12 protein-coding genes are annotated in these 17,824 nt (G+C 69.7%); 11 read left to right on the top strand and 1 reads right to left on the bottom strand.

Annotated features, from left to right (window positions below):
* From NTY77_07640 to NTY77_07615, 6 genes are all read left to right on the top strand, one after another.
* The coding region (locus NTY77_07640; GenBank protein MCX5795347.1) for a hypothetical protein at nucleotides 1-539 on the top strand (539 nt) is incomplete at its 5' end.
* Between the two features lie 287 nt (nucleotides 540-826).
* Nucleotides 827-1,342 carry a (2Fe-2S)-binding protein gene (locus NTY77_07635; GenBank protein ID MCX5795346.1) on the top strand — a complete coding sequence of 172 codons (516 nt, stop codon included), beginning with the start codon at nucleotides 827-829 and terminating at the stop codon, nucleotides 1,340-1,342.
* Nucleotides 1,339-3,702 (top strand): xanthine dehydrogenase family protein molybdopterin-binding subunit, encoded by a 2,364-nt coding sequence (locus NTY77_07630; protein MCX5795345.1) that lies wholly within the window; start codon nucleotides 1,339-1,341, stop codon nucleotides 3,700-3,702. Before NTY77_07635 ends, NTY77_07630 begins: the two co-directional genes overlap by 4 nt.
* A 4-nt stretch (nucleotides 3,703-3,706) precedes the next feature.
* Entirely contained in the window at nucleotides 3,707-6,100 is a 2,394-nt protein-coding gene (locus tag NTY77_07625; protein MCX5795344.1) for an FAD-dependent oxidoreductase, read from the top strand.
* A gap of 38 nt (nucleotides 6,101-6,138) precedes the next feature.
* Nucleotides 6,139-7,602 carry a hypothetical protein gene (locus tag NTY77_07620; protein ID MCX5795343.1) on the top strand — a complete coding sequence of 488 codons (1,464 nt, stop codon included), beginning with the start codon at nucleotides 6,139-6,141 and terminating at the stop codon, nucleotides 7,600-7,602.
* 12 nt (nucleotides 7,603-7,614) lie between these two features.
* The gene (locus tag NTY77_07615) at nucleotides 7,615-8,715 is read left to right on the top strand and encodes an SGNH/GDSL hydrolase family protein (GenBank protein ID MCX5795342.1); all 1,101 of its coding nucleotides are present in this window, start codon (nucleotides 7,615-7,617) and stop codon (nucleotides 8,713-8,715) included.
* Between the two features lie 26 nt (nucleotides 8,716-8,741).
* On the opposite strand, the gene NTY77_07610 is transcribed toward NTY77_07615, so the two are convergent.
* Nucleotides 8,742-10,592, bottom strand: coding sequence for a hypothetical protein (locus NTY77_07610; protein MCX5795341.1), 1,851 nt, complete (start codon nucleotides 10,590-10,592; stop codon nucleotides 8,742-8,744).
* 65 nt (nucleotides 10,593-10,657) lie between these two features.
* On the opposite strand from NTY77_07610, the gene NTY77_07605 reads away from it, so the two are divergent.
* Genes NTY77_07605 through NTY77_07585 form a run of 5 tightly spaced genes read left to right on the top strand, consistent with a single transcriptional unit; the run spans nucleotide 10,658 to nucleotide 17,464 of the window.
* Nucleotides 10,658-12,787, top strand: coding sequence for a tetratricopeptide repeat protein (locus NTY77_07605; protein MCX5795340.1), 2,130 nt, complete (start codon nucleotides 10,658-10,660; stop codon nucleotides 12,785-12,787).
* On the top strand, nucleotides 12,784-13,944 hold the full coding sequence (locus NTY77_07600; GenBank protein MCX5795339.1) for a BMP family ABC transporter substrate-binding protein: 1,161 nt from the start codon (nucleotides 12,784-12,786) through the stop codon (nucleotides 13,942-13,944). Before NTY77_07605 ends, NTY77_07600 begins: the two co-directional genes overlap by 4 nt.
* Before the next feature lie 10 nt (nucleotides 13,945-13,954).
* Nucleotides 13,955-15,469 carry an ABC transporter ATP-binding protein gene (locus NTY77_07595; GenBank protein MCX5795338.1) on the top strand — a complete coding sequence of 505 codons (1,515 nt, stop codon included), beginning with the start codon at nucleotides 13,955-13,957 and terminating at the stop codon, nucleotides 15,467-15,469.
* Nucleotides 15,462-16,547: an ABC transporter permease gene (locus NTY77_07590; GenBank protein ID MCX5795337.1), complete on the top strand. Its 1,086-nt coding sequence runs from the start codon at nucleotides 15,462-15,464 to the stop codon at nucleotides 16,545-16,547. Before NTY77_07595 ends, NTY77_07590 begins: the two co-directional genes overlap by 8 nt.
* Nucleotides 16,544-17,464 carry an ABC transporter permease gene (locus NTY77_07585; GenBank protein ID MCX5795336.1) on the top strand — a complete coding sequence of 307 codons (921 nt, stop codon included), beginning with the start codon at nucleotides 16,544-16,546 and terminating at the stop codon, nucleotides 17,462-17,464. The genes NTY77_07590 and NTY77_07585 overlap by 4 nt, the downstream gene beginning before the upstream one ends.
* Nucleotides 17,465-17,824 lie beyond the last annotated feature (360 nt).

Genomic DNA, 17,824 nt, shown 5'->3' with positions numbered 1-17,824 from the left:
TCTCGGGCGCGGCCCCGCCCTTCATCCACCAGTTCTCCCAGGCCTGGGTTGACTTCCGGGGCATGAAGGACCGCCACGGCATAGACTACTTCGCCAACTCGGCCGAGGCCATGCGCGCGCACCGCCAGTTCTGCATGGACCTGGCCAAGGAGTTCCCATCCTACGGGCCCGACATGTGGGGCATCTCCGCCTCCGACAGCGCGCACGGCTACCAGGCCTGGGGTGGCCCGCCGCGTTCCGGGCCCATCGACGGCACGGTCGTGCCCTACGTGGCCGGGGGCGCGCTCATGTTCACGCCCGACATCGCCGTGCCGGCGCTGCGGGCGATGCGCGAGAAGTCCCAGGACGCGGCCTACGGCTGCCACGGCTTCGCCGACGCCTTCAATCCCGGCAACGGCTGGGTCAACAAGGACGTGCTGGGCATCGACGCGGGCATCACCTTGCTCGGCGCGGAGAACCTGCGCGACGGCGGGGTGTGGAAGTGGTTCATGCGCAACCCGGAAGTCAGCGCGGGCATGGCCAAAGCGGGCTTCCGTTAGCCTCGGGCGTCCTCCACTTCGCCAAGTTCTTCTGCCCAGCCAGCAGACCCCATGCCGTCCTGAAATTCCGTCCAGACACGCAGTGTCTGGACGGAATCCCGCGCACGAAGCGCGGAACAGACCCTGCGGCCTACTGTGGCCGGACACAGTTGCCGGGCGCCGACCTGCGGTCGGCGCGGGTTCCGGCGCGCAGCGCCGGAACCTCATCGCACGGCAACGAAGGAATTCGGCGGATTCGAATCGCGCGTCCTCTTGCCACTCCCGGCCCAAAGCATTAGAATCCCCGCATGCCCAAGAAAGCGTGCGCTCCCGTCAGGATCAAGATCAACGGCCGCTGGCAGGAGTTCGACCGCGAGCGGGACCTCACGCCCGCCATGACCCTGTCCTACCTGCTCAAGGAGGTCCTGGGTCTGACCGGGATCAAGGTCTCCTGCGACGAGGGGGCGTGCGGGGCCTGCACCATCATCATGGACGGCAAGGCCGTCCTGTCCTGCATGATGCTCGCCCTGCAGGCCAACGGGCATGAGATATTGACCATCGAGGGCCTGGCCAAGGACGACCCGGTGGTGGAGGCTTTCGCCGCGCAGAGCGAGCCGGGCTACGGCACGGCCCTACAGTGCGGCTATTGCACCCCCGGCTTCGTCATGACCGCCAAGGCCCTGCTCGCCGATAACCCGGCTCCGACGCTGGGAGAGGTCAAGGAGGCGCTCTCCGGCAACCTCTGCCGCTGCGGCTGCTACGCGGCCATCGCCCAGGCCGTGCTGCACGCCGCGGAAAAGGTCCGGGCCGGAGGCGGCCGATGAGACAGCCTTTCAAGCCCAGGAAGGCCCGCAAGCACATCGGGGGCTACCGGCCGCGCATCGACGGCCTGGAGAAGGCCAGCGGCCGCGCCCTGTACGCCGACGACGTCGCCATCAAGGCGAACTTCCCGGACCTGCTCTACGCCAAGGTCCTGCGCAGCCCCCATGCCCACGCCCGCATCAAGCGCCTGGACACGGCCCGGGCCGAGGCCCTGCCCGGGGTCAAGGCCGTGCTGACCTACAAGGACCCCGAAGTGGCCGCCCTGGCGCCCACCAGCGCGGGCTGGACCGACGGCGTAGACACCGTCTCCTTCAAGCGCATGATGTGGAAGAGGTTCTGCGACCGGCGCGTCCTCTCCGACTACGTCTGCTGGGTCGGTGATGAGGCCGGCGTGGTGGTGGCGGCCGAGACCGAGGCCATCGCGGAGGAAGCCCTGCGCAGGCTCGACGTGGAGTGGGAGGTCCTGCCTTTCGTGCTCGACCCGGTCGAGGCCATGAAGCCGGGCGCCCCTGTCGTGCACCCGGACATCGCCTCCCACAACGTCCTTCCCGCCGACCCCGTCGGCGGCAACGACGTGTATCTGACGAAGGGGGACTTCGCTAAGGCCTTCGCCGAGGCCGAGGTGACGGCCGAGGCGACCTCGGCCTATCACAACGCCAACCAAAGCACGCTCGAGAACTGGTGCTGCCTGGCCAAGTGGGAGGAGAACCGGCTCACGCTCTGGTCCAACTCCTACGAGGCGGACCAGACCCGGATGTTCGTCAGCCAGACCCTGGGCCTGCCCCTCAACAAGGTCCGGGTGGTCTGCAACTTCGTGGGCGGCCAGTTCGGCCGCAACGACACCGGCGACCAACCGCTCTTCATCTTCACGGCCCTGCTGGCCAAGAAGGCGGGGCGGCCGGTCAAGTTCAAGCACACCCGGCGCGAGGCGTTCCACGACTCCCGCCAGCCCGCGGTGTACACGGCTCGGGCCGGCGCCAAGAGGGACGGCACCATCACCGCGCTGGGATTTGCGGCGCTGGGCAACGCAGGCGCCTACGCGGACCACACCATGTTCGCGCTCAAGTTCGCCCCGGCCGAGGCCGCGGAGATGGCGTTCGCCCACATCCCGAACCTCAAGATGGAGGCCTACGGCGTCTACACCAACAAGCTGCCCGCCTGCATGATGCGCGGGGTCGGCAACTCCCAGCTCAACCTCAGTCTCGGCCACATCGTGGACGTCCTGGCCGAGAAGCTCGCCATGGACCCCATCGACCTGGCGGTCAAGAACTTCGGCCACGCCTGGGAGAACCTGCCGGATAAAAGCCTGGCCGCGGTGCTCCGGGAGGGCTCCCGGCGCATCGGCTGGGATAAGCGCCACGCCGCGGGCGCCGGTCCCCTGCATGAGGGCGCCAAGAAGCGCGGCAAGGGGTTCTCGTTCCACCCGGGCTGGCACGCCGAGTGGCAGGAGCAGCGCCGCGGCAAGATCCAAGTCGCGCTGAGGCTCAACCCGGACGGGACCGTGATGCTCGACGCGCCGACCGTGGAGACCGGGCCCGGGTCCAACACCTGCAACGTGCTGGGCTGCGCCGAGGCCCTGGGATTCTTGGGCATCACGCCCGCTGAGATCCGGTGGGACTCGGTGGTGGACACGGATAAAGGCCTCAAAGACACCGTGCAGACGGACAGCGCGGTATCGTTCCTTCAGTCGGAGGCTATGGTGGACGCGGCGCGGGAGCTCAAGAAGAAGGTCCTAGAAACGGCCGCTGGCGTGCTCAAGGCCCGGCCGGAGGACCTCGACATCGATGGCGGCCGCATCTTCCCCAAAGCCTCCCCGGATAAGGGCGTCCCCTTCCGCGAAGTGCTCTGGCAGGGGGACCTGGTGCCCATCGCCGTGACCATCAGCAGGCCGCCCTCGGACGAGAAGACGGGTGTGCCCTTCCTGGCCGCCTTCGCCGAGGTCGATGTGGACACCTCGACCGGCAAAGTGGCGGTGGATAAGCTCGTCATCCTCAACGACTGCGGCACCGTGATGTACGCCTCGGGCGCCGAGGCCCAACAGCTCGGCGGCCAGGTCGCGGGTCTGGGCGAGACGCTGACCGAAGAGATCATCTACGACGCGGCCACCGGCGTGCCCCTCAACTTCAACTGGATCGACTACAAGATACCCACCATGGCCGACATGCCGGACATCGAGCCCGTGCTCATGGAGGTCTGGCGCGGGGCCGGCGAGTACGGGGCCTGCGGCATCGGCGAGTCCGTGCTGACCTGCACCCCGCGGGCCGTCCTCAACGCCGTATACAACGCCATCGGCGCGCGCATCGACGACATCCCGCTCAAGCCCGAGAAAGTGCTCAAGGCCTTGGCCGGCAACGGGAGGTGAGGCCATGGCCATGAGAGACTTCGCCTACAAGAGGGCCGGCTCGGCCAAGGAGGCGGTCGCGCTCCTCGCCAAGAGCCCCGGCCGGGCTCTGGCCGGCGGCACCGACCTGCTCGGCCTTCTTAAGGACAACGTCCATCCCGCATATCCCGATCTGCTCGTGGACCTCAAGACAGTCCCCGGGCTGCGCTATATCAAGGAAGGCAAAGGCGGTCTGGCGATCGGCGCTTTGACCACGCTGGCCGAGGTGGCGTCGCATCCGGCGGCGCGCGCGAAGTACACCCTGTTGGCCCAGGCCGCCGCAGCGGTGGCCTCGCCCCAGATCCGGAACATGGGCACCGTGGCCGGCAACATCTGTCAGGAGCCGCGCTGCTGGTACTACCGCGCTCCGGACAACCTCTTCTTCTGCCTGCGCAAGGGCGGGGGGAAGTGCGGCGCCTTCTTCGGCGAGAACCGCTACCACTCGATCTTCGGGGCCAGCCGGATGCCCTCGTCCGGGTGCTCTTCGGCCTGCCCCAACCGCACCGACGTCCCGGCTGTGATGAGCGCCTTGCGGCAGGGAGACCTGGCCGCCGCCGCGCGCAAGCTGCTCGAGGTCAACCCCCTGCCGGCCGTGACCGGGCGCGTCTGCCCGCATTACTGCGAACGCGACTGCGGCCGGACCGGGTTCGACGAGGCCGTGTCCATCCGAGAGGTCGAACGGTTCCTGGGCGACTACGGTCTGGAGCACGCCCATGAGCTCTACCAGGCGCCCAGGTCGGCCACCCGCAAGCGGGTCGCTGTGGTCGGCTCCGGCCCGGCCGGACTGGCTGCGGCCTACTTCCTGCGCAAAGCCGGCCACCGGGTCACCGTGTTCGAGCGCAACCCCATGGCCGGCGGGATGCTCGCCTACGGCATCCCCGCCTACCGCCTGCCCCGGGAGGTCCTGGACAAGGTCGTGGCGGCTCTCGAGCGGATGGGCGTGGAGTTCCAGCTCTCCTCAGGGGTGGGCGGTACCGGCCTGCCCTTTGCGGCGCTCAGGAAGAAATACGATGCAGTTTTCCTGGGCACCGGCCTGTGGCGCCAGAAGTCCTTGGGCCTCGAGAACGAGGAACTGCTCGGCTCCGGCCTGCAGTTCCTCCTGGACAGCCGGGCCGGCAAGGCCTCGTGCGCGGGCCGCAAGGTGCTGGTCATCGGCGGCGGCAGCGTGGCCGTGGACGTGGCGGTCTCGGCGCTGCGCCTGGGCGCGGCCACCGTGGCCATGGCCTGCCTGGAATCCCGGGCCGAGATGCCGGCATTCCCCGAGGACATCGAGCAGGCTCTCATCGAGAAGGTGGAGCTCCTCCCTTCGTGGGGACCGTCGAAGGTCATTGCGAGCGGCGGCAGGCTAAAGGGGATGGAACTGGTCCGCTGCACCTCGGTCCTCGACCGCGAAAAGAAGTTCCGCCCCAGCTTCGATCCCTCGGTCACCAGGGTCTTCGAAGCGGACCACGTCATCCTGGCCATCGGCCTCTCCGCCGACCTCTCCTACGCCGGCCGGTCCCTGAAGCTCGGACGCGGCCTGGCCGTCGTGGATGAAGAGACCATGGCCACCAGCCTCAAAGGGGTGTTCGCCGGCGGCGACGCGGTCAGCGGCCCGGCCTCGGTGGTCGCAGCCATCGCCGCCGGACGCAGGGCCGGCGCAGCCATCGATGCCTATCTGTCCGGCCGCAAGACCAAGGCGCCCAGGCCGGATCCGGGCGTCCCGACCACCATGCTCGAATTCAATGAGGCCGCGCTGGAGCGGACCAGGAGGGCCGAGCTCACAGAGCCCCCTCCAGCGCAGAGGACGATTGACCGGGAGGATCGGCCGACCTTGGGCCAAGCCGCCGTCGAGGGCGAGGCCCGCCGTTGCGCCAACTGCGGCTGCATGGCGGTCAACGCCTCGGACCTGGCGCCGGCGCTGGTGGCCCTGAAAGCCCGCATCAAGACGACCAAAAGGACCCTGCGGGCCGACGACTTCTTCGCCAGCCGGCCCATGCAGAGCACCGCCCTGGAACCCGGCGAGCTCGTGACCGAGGTCTTCATCCCGGCTCTCGACCCGGGCTCTCGGCAGGGCTTCCTCAAGTTCCGCCTGCGCAACGCCATCGACTTCCCCATCGTGAGCGTGGCCTCGGTCCTTGCCATGAAGGGCGGCCGGCTCAGGTCCGCCTCCATCGCTTTGGGCGCGGTGGCCCCCGTCCCGCTGCGGGCCAAGGAGGTCGAGGCCTTCCTCAAGGGCAGGATCCCGGACGAAGCCACCGCGGCCCGGGCCGGCGACATCGCGGTGGCGGCCTGCCGCCCCTTGGCCAAGAACGGGTTCAAGGTCCAACTCGTGCGCGCCTTGCTGAGAAAAGCGATCCTGGCCCAGCGCGCAAGCCCAACGAGCCCAACGGGCTCTTGACAAACCCGGGGGCGGGATTACACTTGGTAATACCCCTTATGCCACGCAGGATCCTCATCCTCCTCGCGGTCCTTTGGCTCCCGCTGGCGGCCGGTGCGGCGAGCCGGCGGCGCAAGCCCGTGGCTGTGCCCAAGACCTCGGCCGCGGACGCGCAGGCCCTCGATCAGACCTATGAGCTGGTCTTCCAGTTGGCGGGCCAGTCCTACCTCCGCGACGAGCTCATGCCGGACCCCGACAGCCTCGACGCTCTGCTCGCCGCGCTCCGCGATCCCGAGCTCGGCAAGGCCCAGGCGAAGAAGAAGACCCTGGCCCAGCTCGTGGCGGGCGCCGAATGCGTCCAGGGCGGTCCGGGCAGCATCTCACCCGACGTCTACAAGCTGATGGTGGACCAAGCCGCGGAGGATCTTCAGGTGGGAGTCATCGTGGAGCGGGGCTTCGCGCCCGACGCCCGCTCGGGCCGCTCGCTCGACGCCGCGGAGAAGGCGCTGGTCAAGGCCTGCCAGGGCGAGGCGCGAGACCAGGCTTACGACCGCCGGGGGTTCTATCAGAAGTGCCTCGGCCGTCGCCGCTGCGAGGCCGTCTATCTCTCGCCCGAGCGCCTCGCCGAGGACTCCTCCCAGCGGCCGCCCGACCCGTCCTGCGCGCCGGTCCTGGAGGCGGCCGTCAAGGCTCGCGCCAAGCTCCCGGCGGGCCTGGCCGACGACGTGGGCCGCCGGCTCCAGGAGACGCGCGACCGCCTGCTGGCCGGGACCTCCGGCGCCGAGGACGCGCCGCCCGCGGTCGCGCCGGGCCATTCCCCTCGCCAGCGCGTGCCTGCGGTGCGCAGCGCCGGCGCGGCCCCCGCGTCCCGCCCCGAGCCTGCCGCCAACGACCTGCAGCTCGCCGCGCCGCCGCTGGAATCGGCCGACCTGGCCACCGGCGTCAAGCTCGCCAAGGTGGCCAAGGCCGGCGAGATCGGCTTCACCGGCTACTGCTACTCTTACGTCAAGGCCGCGCTGGAGAAGGCGGGCATCGTGGACCGGCAGGCCATCGACGGCGCCGGCGCCAGCGCCCACGCCAAGCTCTTCGCCGACTTCGTGGAGAAGAACCCGGCCCTGCTCAAGCGCAAGCTCCGCCGCATCCCGGAGCCTTCTTGGCCCGTGCCCATCGGGACCATCGTCGTCTGGTCGGCCGGGGCCTGCGGCTACAGCGCCCAGAGCGGCCACATCGAGATCGTCACGCGCATCAAGCCGCCGCAGGCCTGCAGCGACGGCTGCGCCCCCTTCCAGACCGCCTGCCTAGACGAGTTCGGCTCAGACCCCCAGCTCGCCCGCTCGGAGCTGGCCCCGGCGCAGGAGGGACTCCGCCAGGCGCAGGCCGACTATGACGCGGGCCGCACCAAAGCCAGGCTCGCCGCCCTGCGCAAGAAGAAGGCGTCCCTGGCCGCGGTCCAGAAGCGCCTGGAGCCGAGGGTCGCGGCTTACGTCATCGAGCGTGAAAAACCGCCGGCTTCGCCGCCCTAAGGCTTGGCCAGGATGCACCCTCACCGCCGAGAAACACAGCTCGCCGCGATCACCGTCGCGGTCTCGCTGGCGGCCGCCGCTCTGGTGCTCGAGGGCGTCGCTCGGCTGTTCTTCCGCAACGAGGTGGACACGGCCGCGCTGCGGGAGGCGGCCGCTGCGCCCAGCGTCGTGCCCTTCGTGCGCCGCGTCGCCGACCCGGATCTGCTTTACGACCTGGAGCCCGGGGCGCGCGTTCTGGGCTGGGGCGGGATCCGCATCGAAGTCGATCCCTCCGGCTGCTGCCGCGTCATCCCGGGACGCCGCGCGGACGAGAAGGGCGAACTGCGGGTCGCGATCCTGGGAGACTCCACCCCCTTCGGCTGGAAGGTCCCCTTCGAGCAGAGCTATGGCGAGCAGCTGCGCCCGCTGCTGGAACGCGCGCTGCGCAGGACCGTGGCGCTGAGGAACTTCGCCGTGCCCGGCTACAACAGCCAGCAGAACCGCATCACCCTGCGCGACAAGGTCCTGCCCTGGCGACCCCATCTGGTCATCCTGCATTACGACCACAATGACTCGGAGCCCATAGACGACGCCTCGGCCCGGTTCCTCTACCCGGAGTACGGTGACAATGCGCTGCATTCCGCGCTGATCAAGCTGGCTCGGCGCCGGTGGCGCCGGCTGGGCGGGGTGCGCACGACCTTCGTGGCCGATGCGGACCCCGCGCGCCCCGAGAAGTCCCTGCAGGGCTACCGCTACGCCGGGCCGCAGTGGGAGCATCATTTCGAGGAGCTGCGGGCCTTAGCCGGGCTGGCCGCGGCGGCGCGCGTGCCGGTCATCGCCTTCATCTGGGACCCGTGGCTCAAGCGCAACGACGACCCGGGCTCCGATCCCTTCTACACCTTGCTGCACCGGCCCGCCGCCGAGCGGCTGGGCGCGATGGGCTTGCACGTCGCGGACAGCTACGGGCTTTACCAGGACTACATGCGGCGCGGCGGCCGCAAGGACCTCGCCGCTCTTTGGGTGAGCGCGGCCGACGCCCACCCCAACGCCGAAGGGCATCGACTCATCGCCCGGTACTTGCTCGGAGAAGCCCTGCGCCAGCTCCGGGGAGCACGGCCCCGCATCGCGAGATAAGGACTAAGCCGGGTCGAGAAGCGGGTCTAGCTCCAAGTCTGACACAGCGAGTCCAACGCTTGCACGAATTGCCTCGCGCCCGCCACGGACCACTGGGCCGGCCCGGCACCGAATAGAGGGGTGATCTCGTCCTGCGCCTTGAAGCTCTCCAGGCGAGCCGCGGCCAGCCAGCGGAGGGCCTCGGTGAATGACTTCTGATAGGAGCCCCCGAAACAGTGGTTGGGCACGTTGTAGAACAGACATTCCAGGAAATAGGACGGCGCCTCGCGCGCGGGCAAGATGCCCCGGCCGGCCATCAAGGCGCGCGCGTTCTTGACCACCCTGACCATGGGCCGGAACCAGCCCCTGGTGGCGAAGTCCTTGGTCCCTCCGTTCTCGCTGTGGATCTTCGGATAGTTCACGATCTGCCGGTCGTCCGGAGTCCAGAAGGCGATGCCTTCCAGATAGCGCAGGCCCGTGAGGCCGCCGAAACTCAAGTAGAGCCGGTGCTGGAGACCGACGACCACGTCCAGTCCGATGCGGCCCGGAGCGGGCGCCACGCGCAGGCACTTGGGATGCTCCGACACCGCGGCCGGCCCGTATTTCTCCCGCAAGGTGCCGGCTACGGCGGACCGGAAATCCGACCAGGCGCCCCGCAATTGCCGCGTCTCCAGCTTGGCCGGAGCCAGGAGGCCGAAGTCTTGAGACCACGGGCAGTCGAGCACGAAGACTATGTCGGCGTCCGCGCTCGCCGCCAGGTACGTCCCGTTCTTGTGGGAGCCCTGCAGGAAGACCTCGATCGGCGCGCCCCGGACCAAGGAGCGGCTGTCGCACTCCAGGAAGGTCTGGAGGTCGGTCAGAACGCTCTGGGCCGGGCTCGCGGCGTCGACCTGCGACCAGACCTTGAGTTGGTCCTCCGGGATCGGTATGGGCTGGCTCTGCGGGACCGCATCGCCTTGGTATTCTTGCCCCATCTCGGCCGAGGCCGGCGTCGCGAGGGCAGGCTTCCTCGGCTTGATCGCTCCCCACTCGCTCCAGAGACGGAGCAGATTCTGCAGGAAAGCCCGGGCGTTGGCTTCGCTCCATTGGGCGGGCCCGCTGCCGAGCAAGAGGCCTTCGCCGCTTTGGGCCTTGAAGCTCTGCGGATTGGCGCCGCCGAGCCATTTGACGATCCCGACGAAGGAATCCTTGCAGGACCCCCCGAAGCACTGGTCGGGAACGTTGTAGAGCAGGCACTCCACGAAATAAGGAGGCGCCGCATCCGCATTCAGCATGCCCTGGCTGATCATCCAGAGCCGCGCGCCTTTGAACATCCTGACCACGGACTTGAACCAGCCATGGGTGGCGGCGTCCTTGGCCGCGCCGCGCGCGAGATGGGTCTTCGGATAGCACACGATCTGCCGGCCGTCCGGAGTCCAGTAAGTCACGCCTTCCAGATAGTCGCCGCCGGCGGAGCCGGAGAAGCTGGAATAGAGCCGGTGCTGGAGCATGACGGCCACGTTCAAGCCGAGGCGGCCCGGCTCGGGGACCACGAAGACGCATTCGGGCCTATCCTCGACGTTCACCATCCCGAACCTCGCCCGCAGCGAGCCCAGCACGGAGAGCCGGAAATCCGCCAAGGAGGACTGCAATTGCTTGTTGCCGCCGACCCCGGCCATGAGGCCGAAGTCTTGAGAGAACGGGGAGGTGAGCATCACCGCCATGTCGACGTTCCCGTCCGCGGTGAGGTTCGTGCCGTTGGCGTAAGAGCCATGCAGGAACATCTCCATCTTCGCATTCCAGACCAAGGAGTTGCCTTCGTCGGTCAGGGCATTGCGCAGGGTTTCGGCGGTCGACTGCGCAGCGGTCAGGTCGCCCTGGCGGGACCAAAGGGCCAGCTGGTCATCCGGGATCGGCATAAACTTGTAGATTGGATTATAGCACTGTTGTTAGGGAATCCGCAGAACCGCTATACTTGGGCGGCATGGCCCAGGCCTCCCCCAGAGTCAAGCGCTTGGTGCAATTGGGCCTGCAGCACGCTCGCCTCGGCCGCGCGGAGAGGGCGCGCGCGGCCTTCGCCCTGGCCGAGCGGCTCGCCCCGGACGACCCCGACATCCAGATGCTGTTCTGCGAGTTCTGCGCGGGCCGGGGCAGGCTGGACGAGGCCTTGGTCCACTGCCGCCGCGCAGCCCGGCTCGACTCCGGCCGTCCCGAGATATGGCTGATGCAGCAAGACCTGCTGGAGAGAGCCGGCCGTCCCGCGCAGGCCGAGGCCTGCCTGCGCGCGGCCCTGCGGCTGGCGCCGGGTTCGGCGCAGACGCGGCTGCGCTACGGCGAGTTCTGCTTCAAGAACGGCCGCTGCCGCGACGCGGTCCGGCATCTCGAACGGGCTCTGGCTCTGGGCTGCCCGCAGCCCGAGGTCCGGATCGCGCTGACCAACGCCCGGATCGGCCTGGCCGAGGAGCTTGAGAAGGCCGGCCGGCTGGGCGAGGCGGAAGCGCTGTGGCGGCTGGCCGAGCGGACGGCTCCGTCCGCCGCCCAGGTCCGCCTGCGGCGCGTCCGCTGCCTCATGGCCCTGTCTCGCCTGAAGGAACGCGAGGGGCTGGCTCGCGAAGCCGAGTCCTGCCTGCGCCGGGCGGACCGGGTCTCCCGGCGCGAACCGGCGGCGCAGTCCGAGCTGGGCCGGCTCCATGAGCAGCGCGGCCGCCTGCGACTGGCGGCGGCGCATCTGCGCAGGGCGGCGGCCCTGGCCCGCGAGGACGCCAGGCCGCACCTGGCCTGGGTCGAATTCCTCAAGGACCGCGGCCGCTACGCCGACGCGGCGCGCCACCTGGCCGGCCTGCGCCGCAGGCGACCGGCCTTCTGGAGCGCCGAGCTGGAGTTCCAAGCGGGCTGGGTCTGGGGCAAGGACGAGGCTTACGGCAGGATGCTGCGCCATTTCCGCCTCTGCGTCCGCCATCCCGGGTTCCCGCAGGTCGCGGGATTCCATCGCTTGACCGCGCTGCTCTGCCTGCGCGACTATCGCGCGGCCGGAGCCGCCGCCGAGGAGCTGCTCGATGCCGGCTGCGCGGGCGACTGGCTCAAGTTCTTCCTGCCTTGGCCCCAGAGCTGGCTGCGGCCCACCGCCCATCGCTTCCTGCGCGCGGAGCTCCGGGCACTGGCGCGCGAAACGGTCCGGCACCCCGCCGCGCCCTGGCCGCGGTTCTTCAAGGGCACGGTGCTTTACAGCCTGGGCCTGCTGGCGCAGAGCCTGCCCGAGTTCGCAGCCTTGCGCGGCCTGCCCCAGCGGCGCTACGGCTGGATGCGCTACTATGCCGGGCTCATCCTGCTGAACCAGTGCCGCTATAAGGAAGCTCGGCGCGAACTGGCCGCCGCCGCGGCGCATGCGCCCGGCTTCTGGCTGAGCCTTTGCCACTCGGCCGAAGCCATGTTATGCCTGGGGCTGCCGCGGCAAGCCACGGCGATCTTCGCGCAGGCGCGCCAAGCCGCGGCTGGAAGCGCGGCCGAACCCCACATCCTGGCCTGGGAGGGCGAGACGCTGCTCTGGACCGGAGACTACGCCGCGGCCTTGGCGCGGCTGAAAAGCGCGGTCGACGCCGGTTCGTGGCTCGCCGTATGCTGGCGCGGGGCGGCCCTCATGCTCAGCGGCCGCTATCGGGAAGCCTTGCGCGACCTCGACCGGGCCATCGTGCCCGGCTCCCGGGACGCCGAAGCCTTGGTGTGGCGCGGCGAACTGCATCGACGCATGGGGCGGCTGAGGGCGGCGCGGTCCGATCTGGACCGAGCCGTGGAGCTTGAGGGGGGCGATTGGGCCTACTGGAACCGGGCTTTGCTCGCCGCCGCCATGGACCGGCCTGCGGACATGCGCCGGGACATGGCCCGGATCGCACCCGAAGCGCTGCGGCATGTGCGCGGCGGGCTGAAGCTTCCGGAAGGCGCGGAAACCGACATGCGCAAGGCCGTCGCGATCCTTGCCGCCGGTCTGCGCTTGGCCCGCGGGGTGCGCCGCAGCGACGCCTACCTGCGCGCCCTCTGGATGGCGGCGGACCGGCCTCGGCCCGGCTCGCCGCGCCGGTTTGGTATGATGTCCCGGGTGGAGGTGGACAAGGGATGAAATTCTCGCGGATGCTGTCTCGCTGCGCCGTCGCGGCTCTGCTCCTGGCGGGCTGCGGCAAGCCCGGAGCCGGGCCCGCGGCCCCGGGCAAGCTCAAGGCCGGCTTCATCTACGTGGGGCCGGTGGGGGACTACGGCTGGTCCAACGCGCACGAAGCCGCGCGCCTGGCCGTGATGAAGAAGTTCCCCTGGCTGGAGAGCGTCTTCGTGGAGTCCGTCTCCGAGGCGGACGCGCCGCGCATCATCGACCGCCTGGTGGGCGAGGAGAAGTGCGACGTCGTCTTCACCACCAGTTTCGGCTACATGGACGCCACCGTGGCCGCGGGCGCCAAGCATCCGCAGACCAAGTTCATGCATTGCGCCGGCTTCAAACGCGGCACCAACGTGGGCACCTATTTCGCGGAGCTCTACCAGATGTACTACCTCAATGGCCTCATGGCCGGGGCGCTCACCAAGAGCCACAAGATCGGCTACGTGGCGGCCCACCCCATCCCCGAGGTGGTGCGCCACATCGACGCATTCGCTTTGGGCATCGCCGAGACCGACCCCAAGGCCAAGGTCTACGTGAAGTGGCTCTACTCCTGGTACGACCCGGCCAAGGCCAAGCAGGCGGCCGAGTCCTTGGTCGCGGAGGGCTGCGACGCCCTGGCCTTCACCGAGGACTCGCCGGCCGTCATCCAGGTGGCCGAGGAGTCCACGGCCAAGGGCAAGCCGGTCTACGCCTTCAGCCACTACAGCCCCATGCAGAAGTTCGGGCCCAAGAGCGTGGTCTCCGGCCAGCTGGTGGACTGGGGGGTCATGTACGAGGCCATCCTGAAGGCCCTCCACGACGGGACCTGGGACAACAGGGACTGGTTCTGGATGGCGCGGGAGAAGGCGGTTCTGCTGGGAGCCGAGCCCGGGACCCCCGTCAATCCCGCCTTCGTCGAGCCGCTTAAGAAGGCCCTTTACGAAGGCAAGCCCAGCGTCTACGACCTGGTCATGAAGCGCCTGGAGCAGTTCTGCGCGCCCGCGCCGACCTTCGACCCCTTCACCGGACCCATCAAGGACCAGAAGGGGACGCTGCGCGTGAAAGCGGGGGAGCGCGCCAGCCTCGCGTCCTTGCTGGCCGTCGACTGGTTCGTGCCCAACGTGGTGGGCGATATCCCGCGCTCCTAGGCGCTCGCCCATGGCCCTGGAGTCCCTGGAGCTGCGGGGCATCACCAAGGAGTTCTGCGGGGTCCGGGCCAACGACGGCATCGACTTCTCGGTGCGTGCGGGCGAGGTCGCCGCGCTGCTGGGAGAGAACGGCGCGGGCAAGACCACGCTGGTCAACATCCTCTACGGCCTCTACCAGCCCGACGCGGGCAGGCTGTTCGTCAACGGGAGGCTGGCGGCCGTCTCAACCCCCCGCGACGCCATGCGCCTGGGCATCGGCATGGTGCACCAGCATTTCATGCTCGTGCCCAAGCACACGGTGGCCGAGAACATCGCTTTGGGCCTCGGAGGCGTTCCTTTCCTGAGGCCGGAGGCCGAGGTCGCGCGTCGCGTGGATGAATTCTGCGGCCGCTACGGCCTGCGCGTCGACCTCCAGGCCCGGGTCTGGCAGCTTTCGGCCGGCCAGCGCCAGAGGGTCGAGATCCTCAAGGCCCTGGTGCGCGGGGCGCAGGCCCTCATCCTCGACGAACCCACCTCCGTGCTGACCGACTCGGAGGCGGCCGAGCTCTTCGTCGTCCTCAAGAAGATGGCGGCCGAGGGCCGGATGATCGTCTACATCACCCACAAGCTCGAAGAGGTGATGGAGCTCTGCACCAGCGTGACCGTGCTCCGCCGCGGCAAGGTCGCGGCCAGCTTGGTCGCGGCCCAGACCACCCAGGAGGACCTGGCCGCCCTCATGCTCCGCGAGGCCCCCGCCGAAGCGCCGCCCGCCCCGGCCCCGCGGGCCCCGGGGCCGGAGGTCCTGGCCGTCTCGGGCCTGAGGGTCCCCGGCGACATGGGCGGCGACGCGGTGCGGGGCGTGGATTTCTCCATCCGGCGGGGCGAGGTCTTCGGCGTGGCCGGCATCTCGGGCAACGGGCAGCGGGAGCTCGCGGAGGCGCTCACCGGACTGCGGCCCGCCTCGGCCGGGAGCATCAGCCTCGGAGGACGGCCGGCCCGGGACCTCAGCCCGGCCGAACTCCGGGCCCGGGGCGTGCGCCATATCCCGGAGGAGCGCCTGTGCGTGGGCATCGTGGCCGGCCTCACGGTCGCGGAGAACCTGGCCTTGACCGGCTACCGGCGGCCGGAGTTCGGGCGCGGCGGGAGCTTCGACCCGGGAGCGGCGCGCGCCCGCGCGGCCTCCCGCATACGGGAGTACGACATCCGGCCTCCGTCGCCGGACGCCGCGGCCGAGAGCATGTCCGGAGGCAACATCCAGAAGCTCATCCTGGCCCGGGAGAGCGAGGGCGAACCGGCCCTCATCGTGGCGGTCCACCCGACCTACGGCCTCGACCTGGGCGCCTGCGAGCTCGTGCGGCGCAAGCTGCTGGAGAAGAAAGCCCAAGGCAGCGCCGTGCTGCTCATCGGCGAGGACCTCGACGAGATCCTGCTCCTCGCGGACCGCGTGGCGGTCATGTTCGAGGGGAGGTTCATGGCGGTTCTGGACAACCGGGGCCTGGAGCGCCGCGAGCTCATGCTGATGATGGGCGGAGTCGCGCGTGCCTAGGCTGGGCTTCGTGCCCTGCGAGCACCTGGCCACCCCGCGGCGCGCCGCGGCGGTGACCCTGGCGGCTCTGGCCGCGGGCGTGCTCCTGGCGTCCGTGTCCTTCGCCTTCATGGGTGTCAACCCCGTTTCGGCCCTGACCCGCATCTTTGCCGGCTCCTTCGGCAGCCTCTACGGCTGGGGCGAGACCGTGACCAAGGCCATCCCTTTGGCCCTGGCCGGCACGGGCTTGTGCCTGGCTTTCCAGGGGCGCATGTGGAACATCGGCGCCGAGGGGCAGCTGCTCTGCGGGGCCGTGGCCGCGACCGGCCTGGCCCTGGCGGCCCCGGACGCGCTGCCGGCCTGGCTCATGATCCCCCTGCTCTTCCTCGCCGGCTTCGCCGGTGGGGCCGCTTGCGGGGCGGTCCCGGGCTGGCTGAAGGCTCGCTTCCGGGTCAACGAGGTCATCAGCTCGCTCATGCTCAACTACATCTGCGCGGAGCTGGTGCAGTACCTGGTCTACGGCCCTTGGAAAGGGCGCCAGCAGTTCGGCTTCCCATACACCAACAACTTCAGCGCGGCCGCGACTTTGCCCGTGCTGGGCGCAACGCGCATCCATTGGCCGACGATGGTCCTGGCCGCGCTTCTGGCCCCCGCGGCCCATTGGCTGTTGACCCGGACCAAGATGGGCTTCGAGATCCGCGTCATGGGGGGCAACCCGGTCGCGGCGCGCTACGCGGGCATGGACCCGCGCCGCACCGCGGTCCTGGTCATGGCCCTGAGCGGCGGCCTGGCCGGGCTGGCCGGGACCGGCGAGGTGGCCGGCATCCACCACCACCTGACCTACCCCTGGAGCATCTCCTCGGGCTACGGCTACTCCGCCATCATCGTGGCCTGGGTGGCGCGGCTCGACCCCTTGCTCGTCTTGCCGGCGGCGCTCTTCTTCGGCGGCATCCTCGTAGGCGGCGACGCCATCCAGACCTCCATGCACCTGCCGGGCTCGGCCATCAACCTGTTCAACGGCATCATCCTCATGTGCCTCATCGCGGGAGAGTTCTTCCTGCGCTACCGGCCGCGCTGGCGCGCCGAGGCGGGCGCGTGAACGCGGGGCTCTGGGCGGACACGCTCTCGCGCAGCTGCGCGGCCGGCACGCCTCTGCTGCTGGGGACCTTGGGCGAGATCTGCGCCGAGCGCGCGGGCGTGCTCAACCTGGGGGTCGAGGGGATGATGGCGGTCGGCGCGGTGGCGGGGTTCGGGACCGCGGCGGCCACGGGCTCGCCTTGGCTGGGCCTGGCCGCGGCCGCGGCGGCGGGAGCCGCCCTGTCCGTGGTCCATGCCGTGGTCACGGTCGCGCTCAAGGCCAACCAGATCGTCTCCGGAATCGCGCTGACCATGCTGGGGCTGGGCCTCAGCGGCGTGTGGGGGCGGAGCTATGTGGGTACTCCGCTGGCGGCCAGGTTCGGGGCGTGCCAGCTGCCGCTCTTGGGCGACATCCCGCTTCTGGGCCCGGCTTTCTTCCGCCAGGACCCGGTGTTCTACCTGGCCCTGCTTTTGACCGCGGCGATCTCCTTTCTGCTCTGGCGCACGCGCTGGGGCATCACGGTGCGCTCGGTGGGGGAGAACCCGCTGGCCGCGGACGCGGCCGGAGTGGACGTGGCCCGGGTGCGGTTCCTCTGCGTGGCCGCGGGCGGGACTTTGGCCGGGCTGGCGGGGGGCTACCTCTCCTTGGTCTACATCCCGTCCTGGATCGAGGGCATGACCGCGGGGCGAGGCTGGATCGTCATCGCCTTGACCATCTTCGCGGGCTGGGATCCGCGCCGCGCCGTGCTCGGGGCCTTGCTCTTCGGGGGCATCGACGCGGCGCAGTACCTCTTCCAGGCCTGGGTGCCGCCGAACTTCCTCAAGATGCTGCCCTATCTGGCCACCATCCTGGCCTTGCTCGCGGGCCGGCGTACGGCCCACGGTGAGCATTCGGCGCCTGTGGCCCTGGGCCTGCCGTACCGCAAGGGCGAGCGCTAGCAGGGTGCTGATAAACCCTCCAGCGGAAAGGACTGTGTCCGGACCACTCCTGTCCGGGGAAAATCCGTCGCGCGACGCAACAAGCCCTGATGAAACAGCCTCCGGTCGGGATTGTCCGACGGAAAATCGGCAGCAGGCCTCGTTGAATCGGCTTGCGCGGTTTTAGAGCCTGTTCCGAGACAGCATCCCGGCGTTGGCCCGCGCCGGCGATACCGGCTGTGGCCGTTGCCAACCCCGATGGGTCCTGCGAGTTGCGGCGGGGTGCACTGTGTCCGGACACAGTTGTTCCGGAATCTTAAGATTCCTCGACCAGACCTGCCCCGGACAGCATCGCACAGAGAACCCTGTCGGGCCCAGGAT

This window comes from Elusimicrobiota bacterium (genome assembly GCA_026388095.1).
GTDB lineage: Bacteria > Elusimicrobiota > Elusimicrobia > UBA1565 > UBA9628 > UBA9628.
This window is presented reverse-complemented; position numbering and strand designations above follow the sequence as displayed.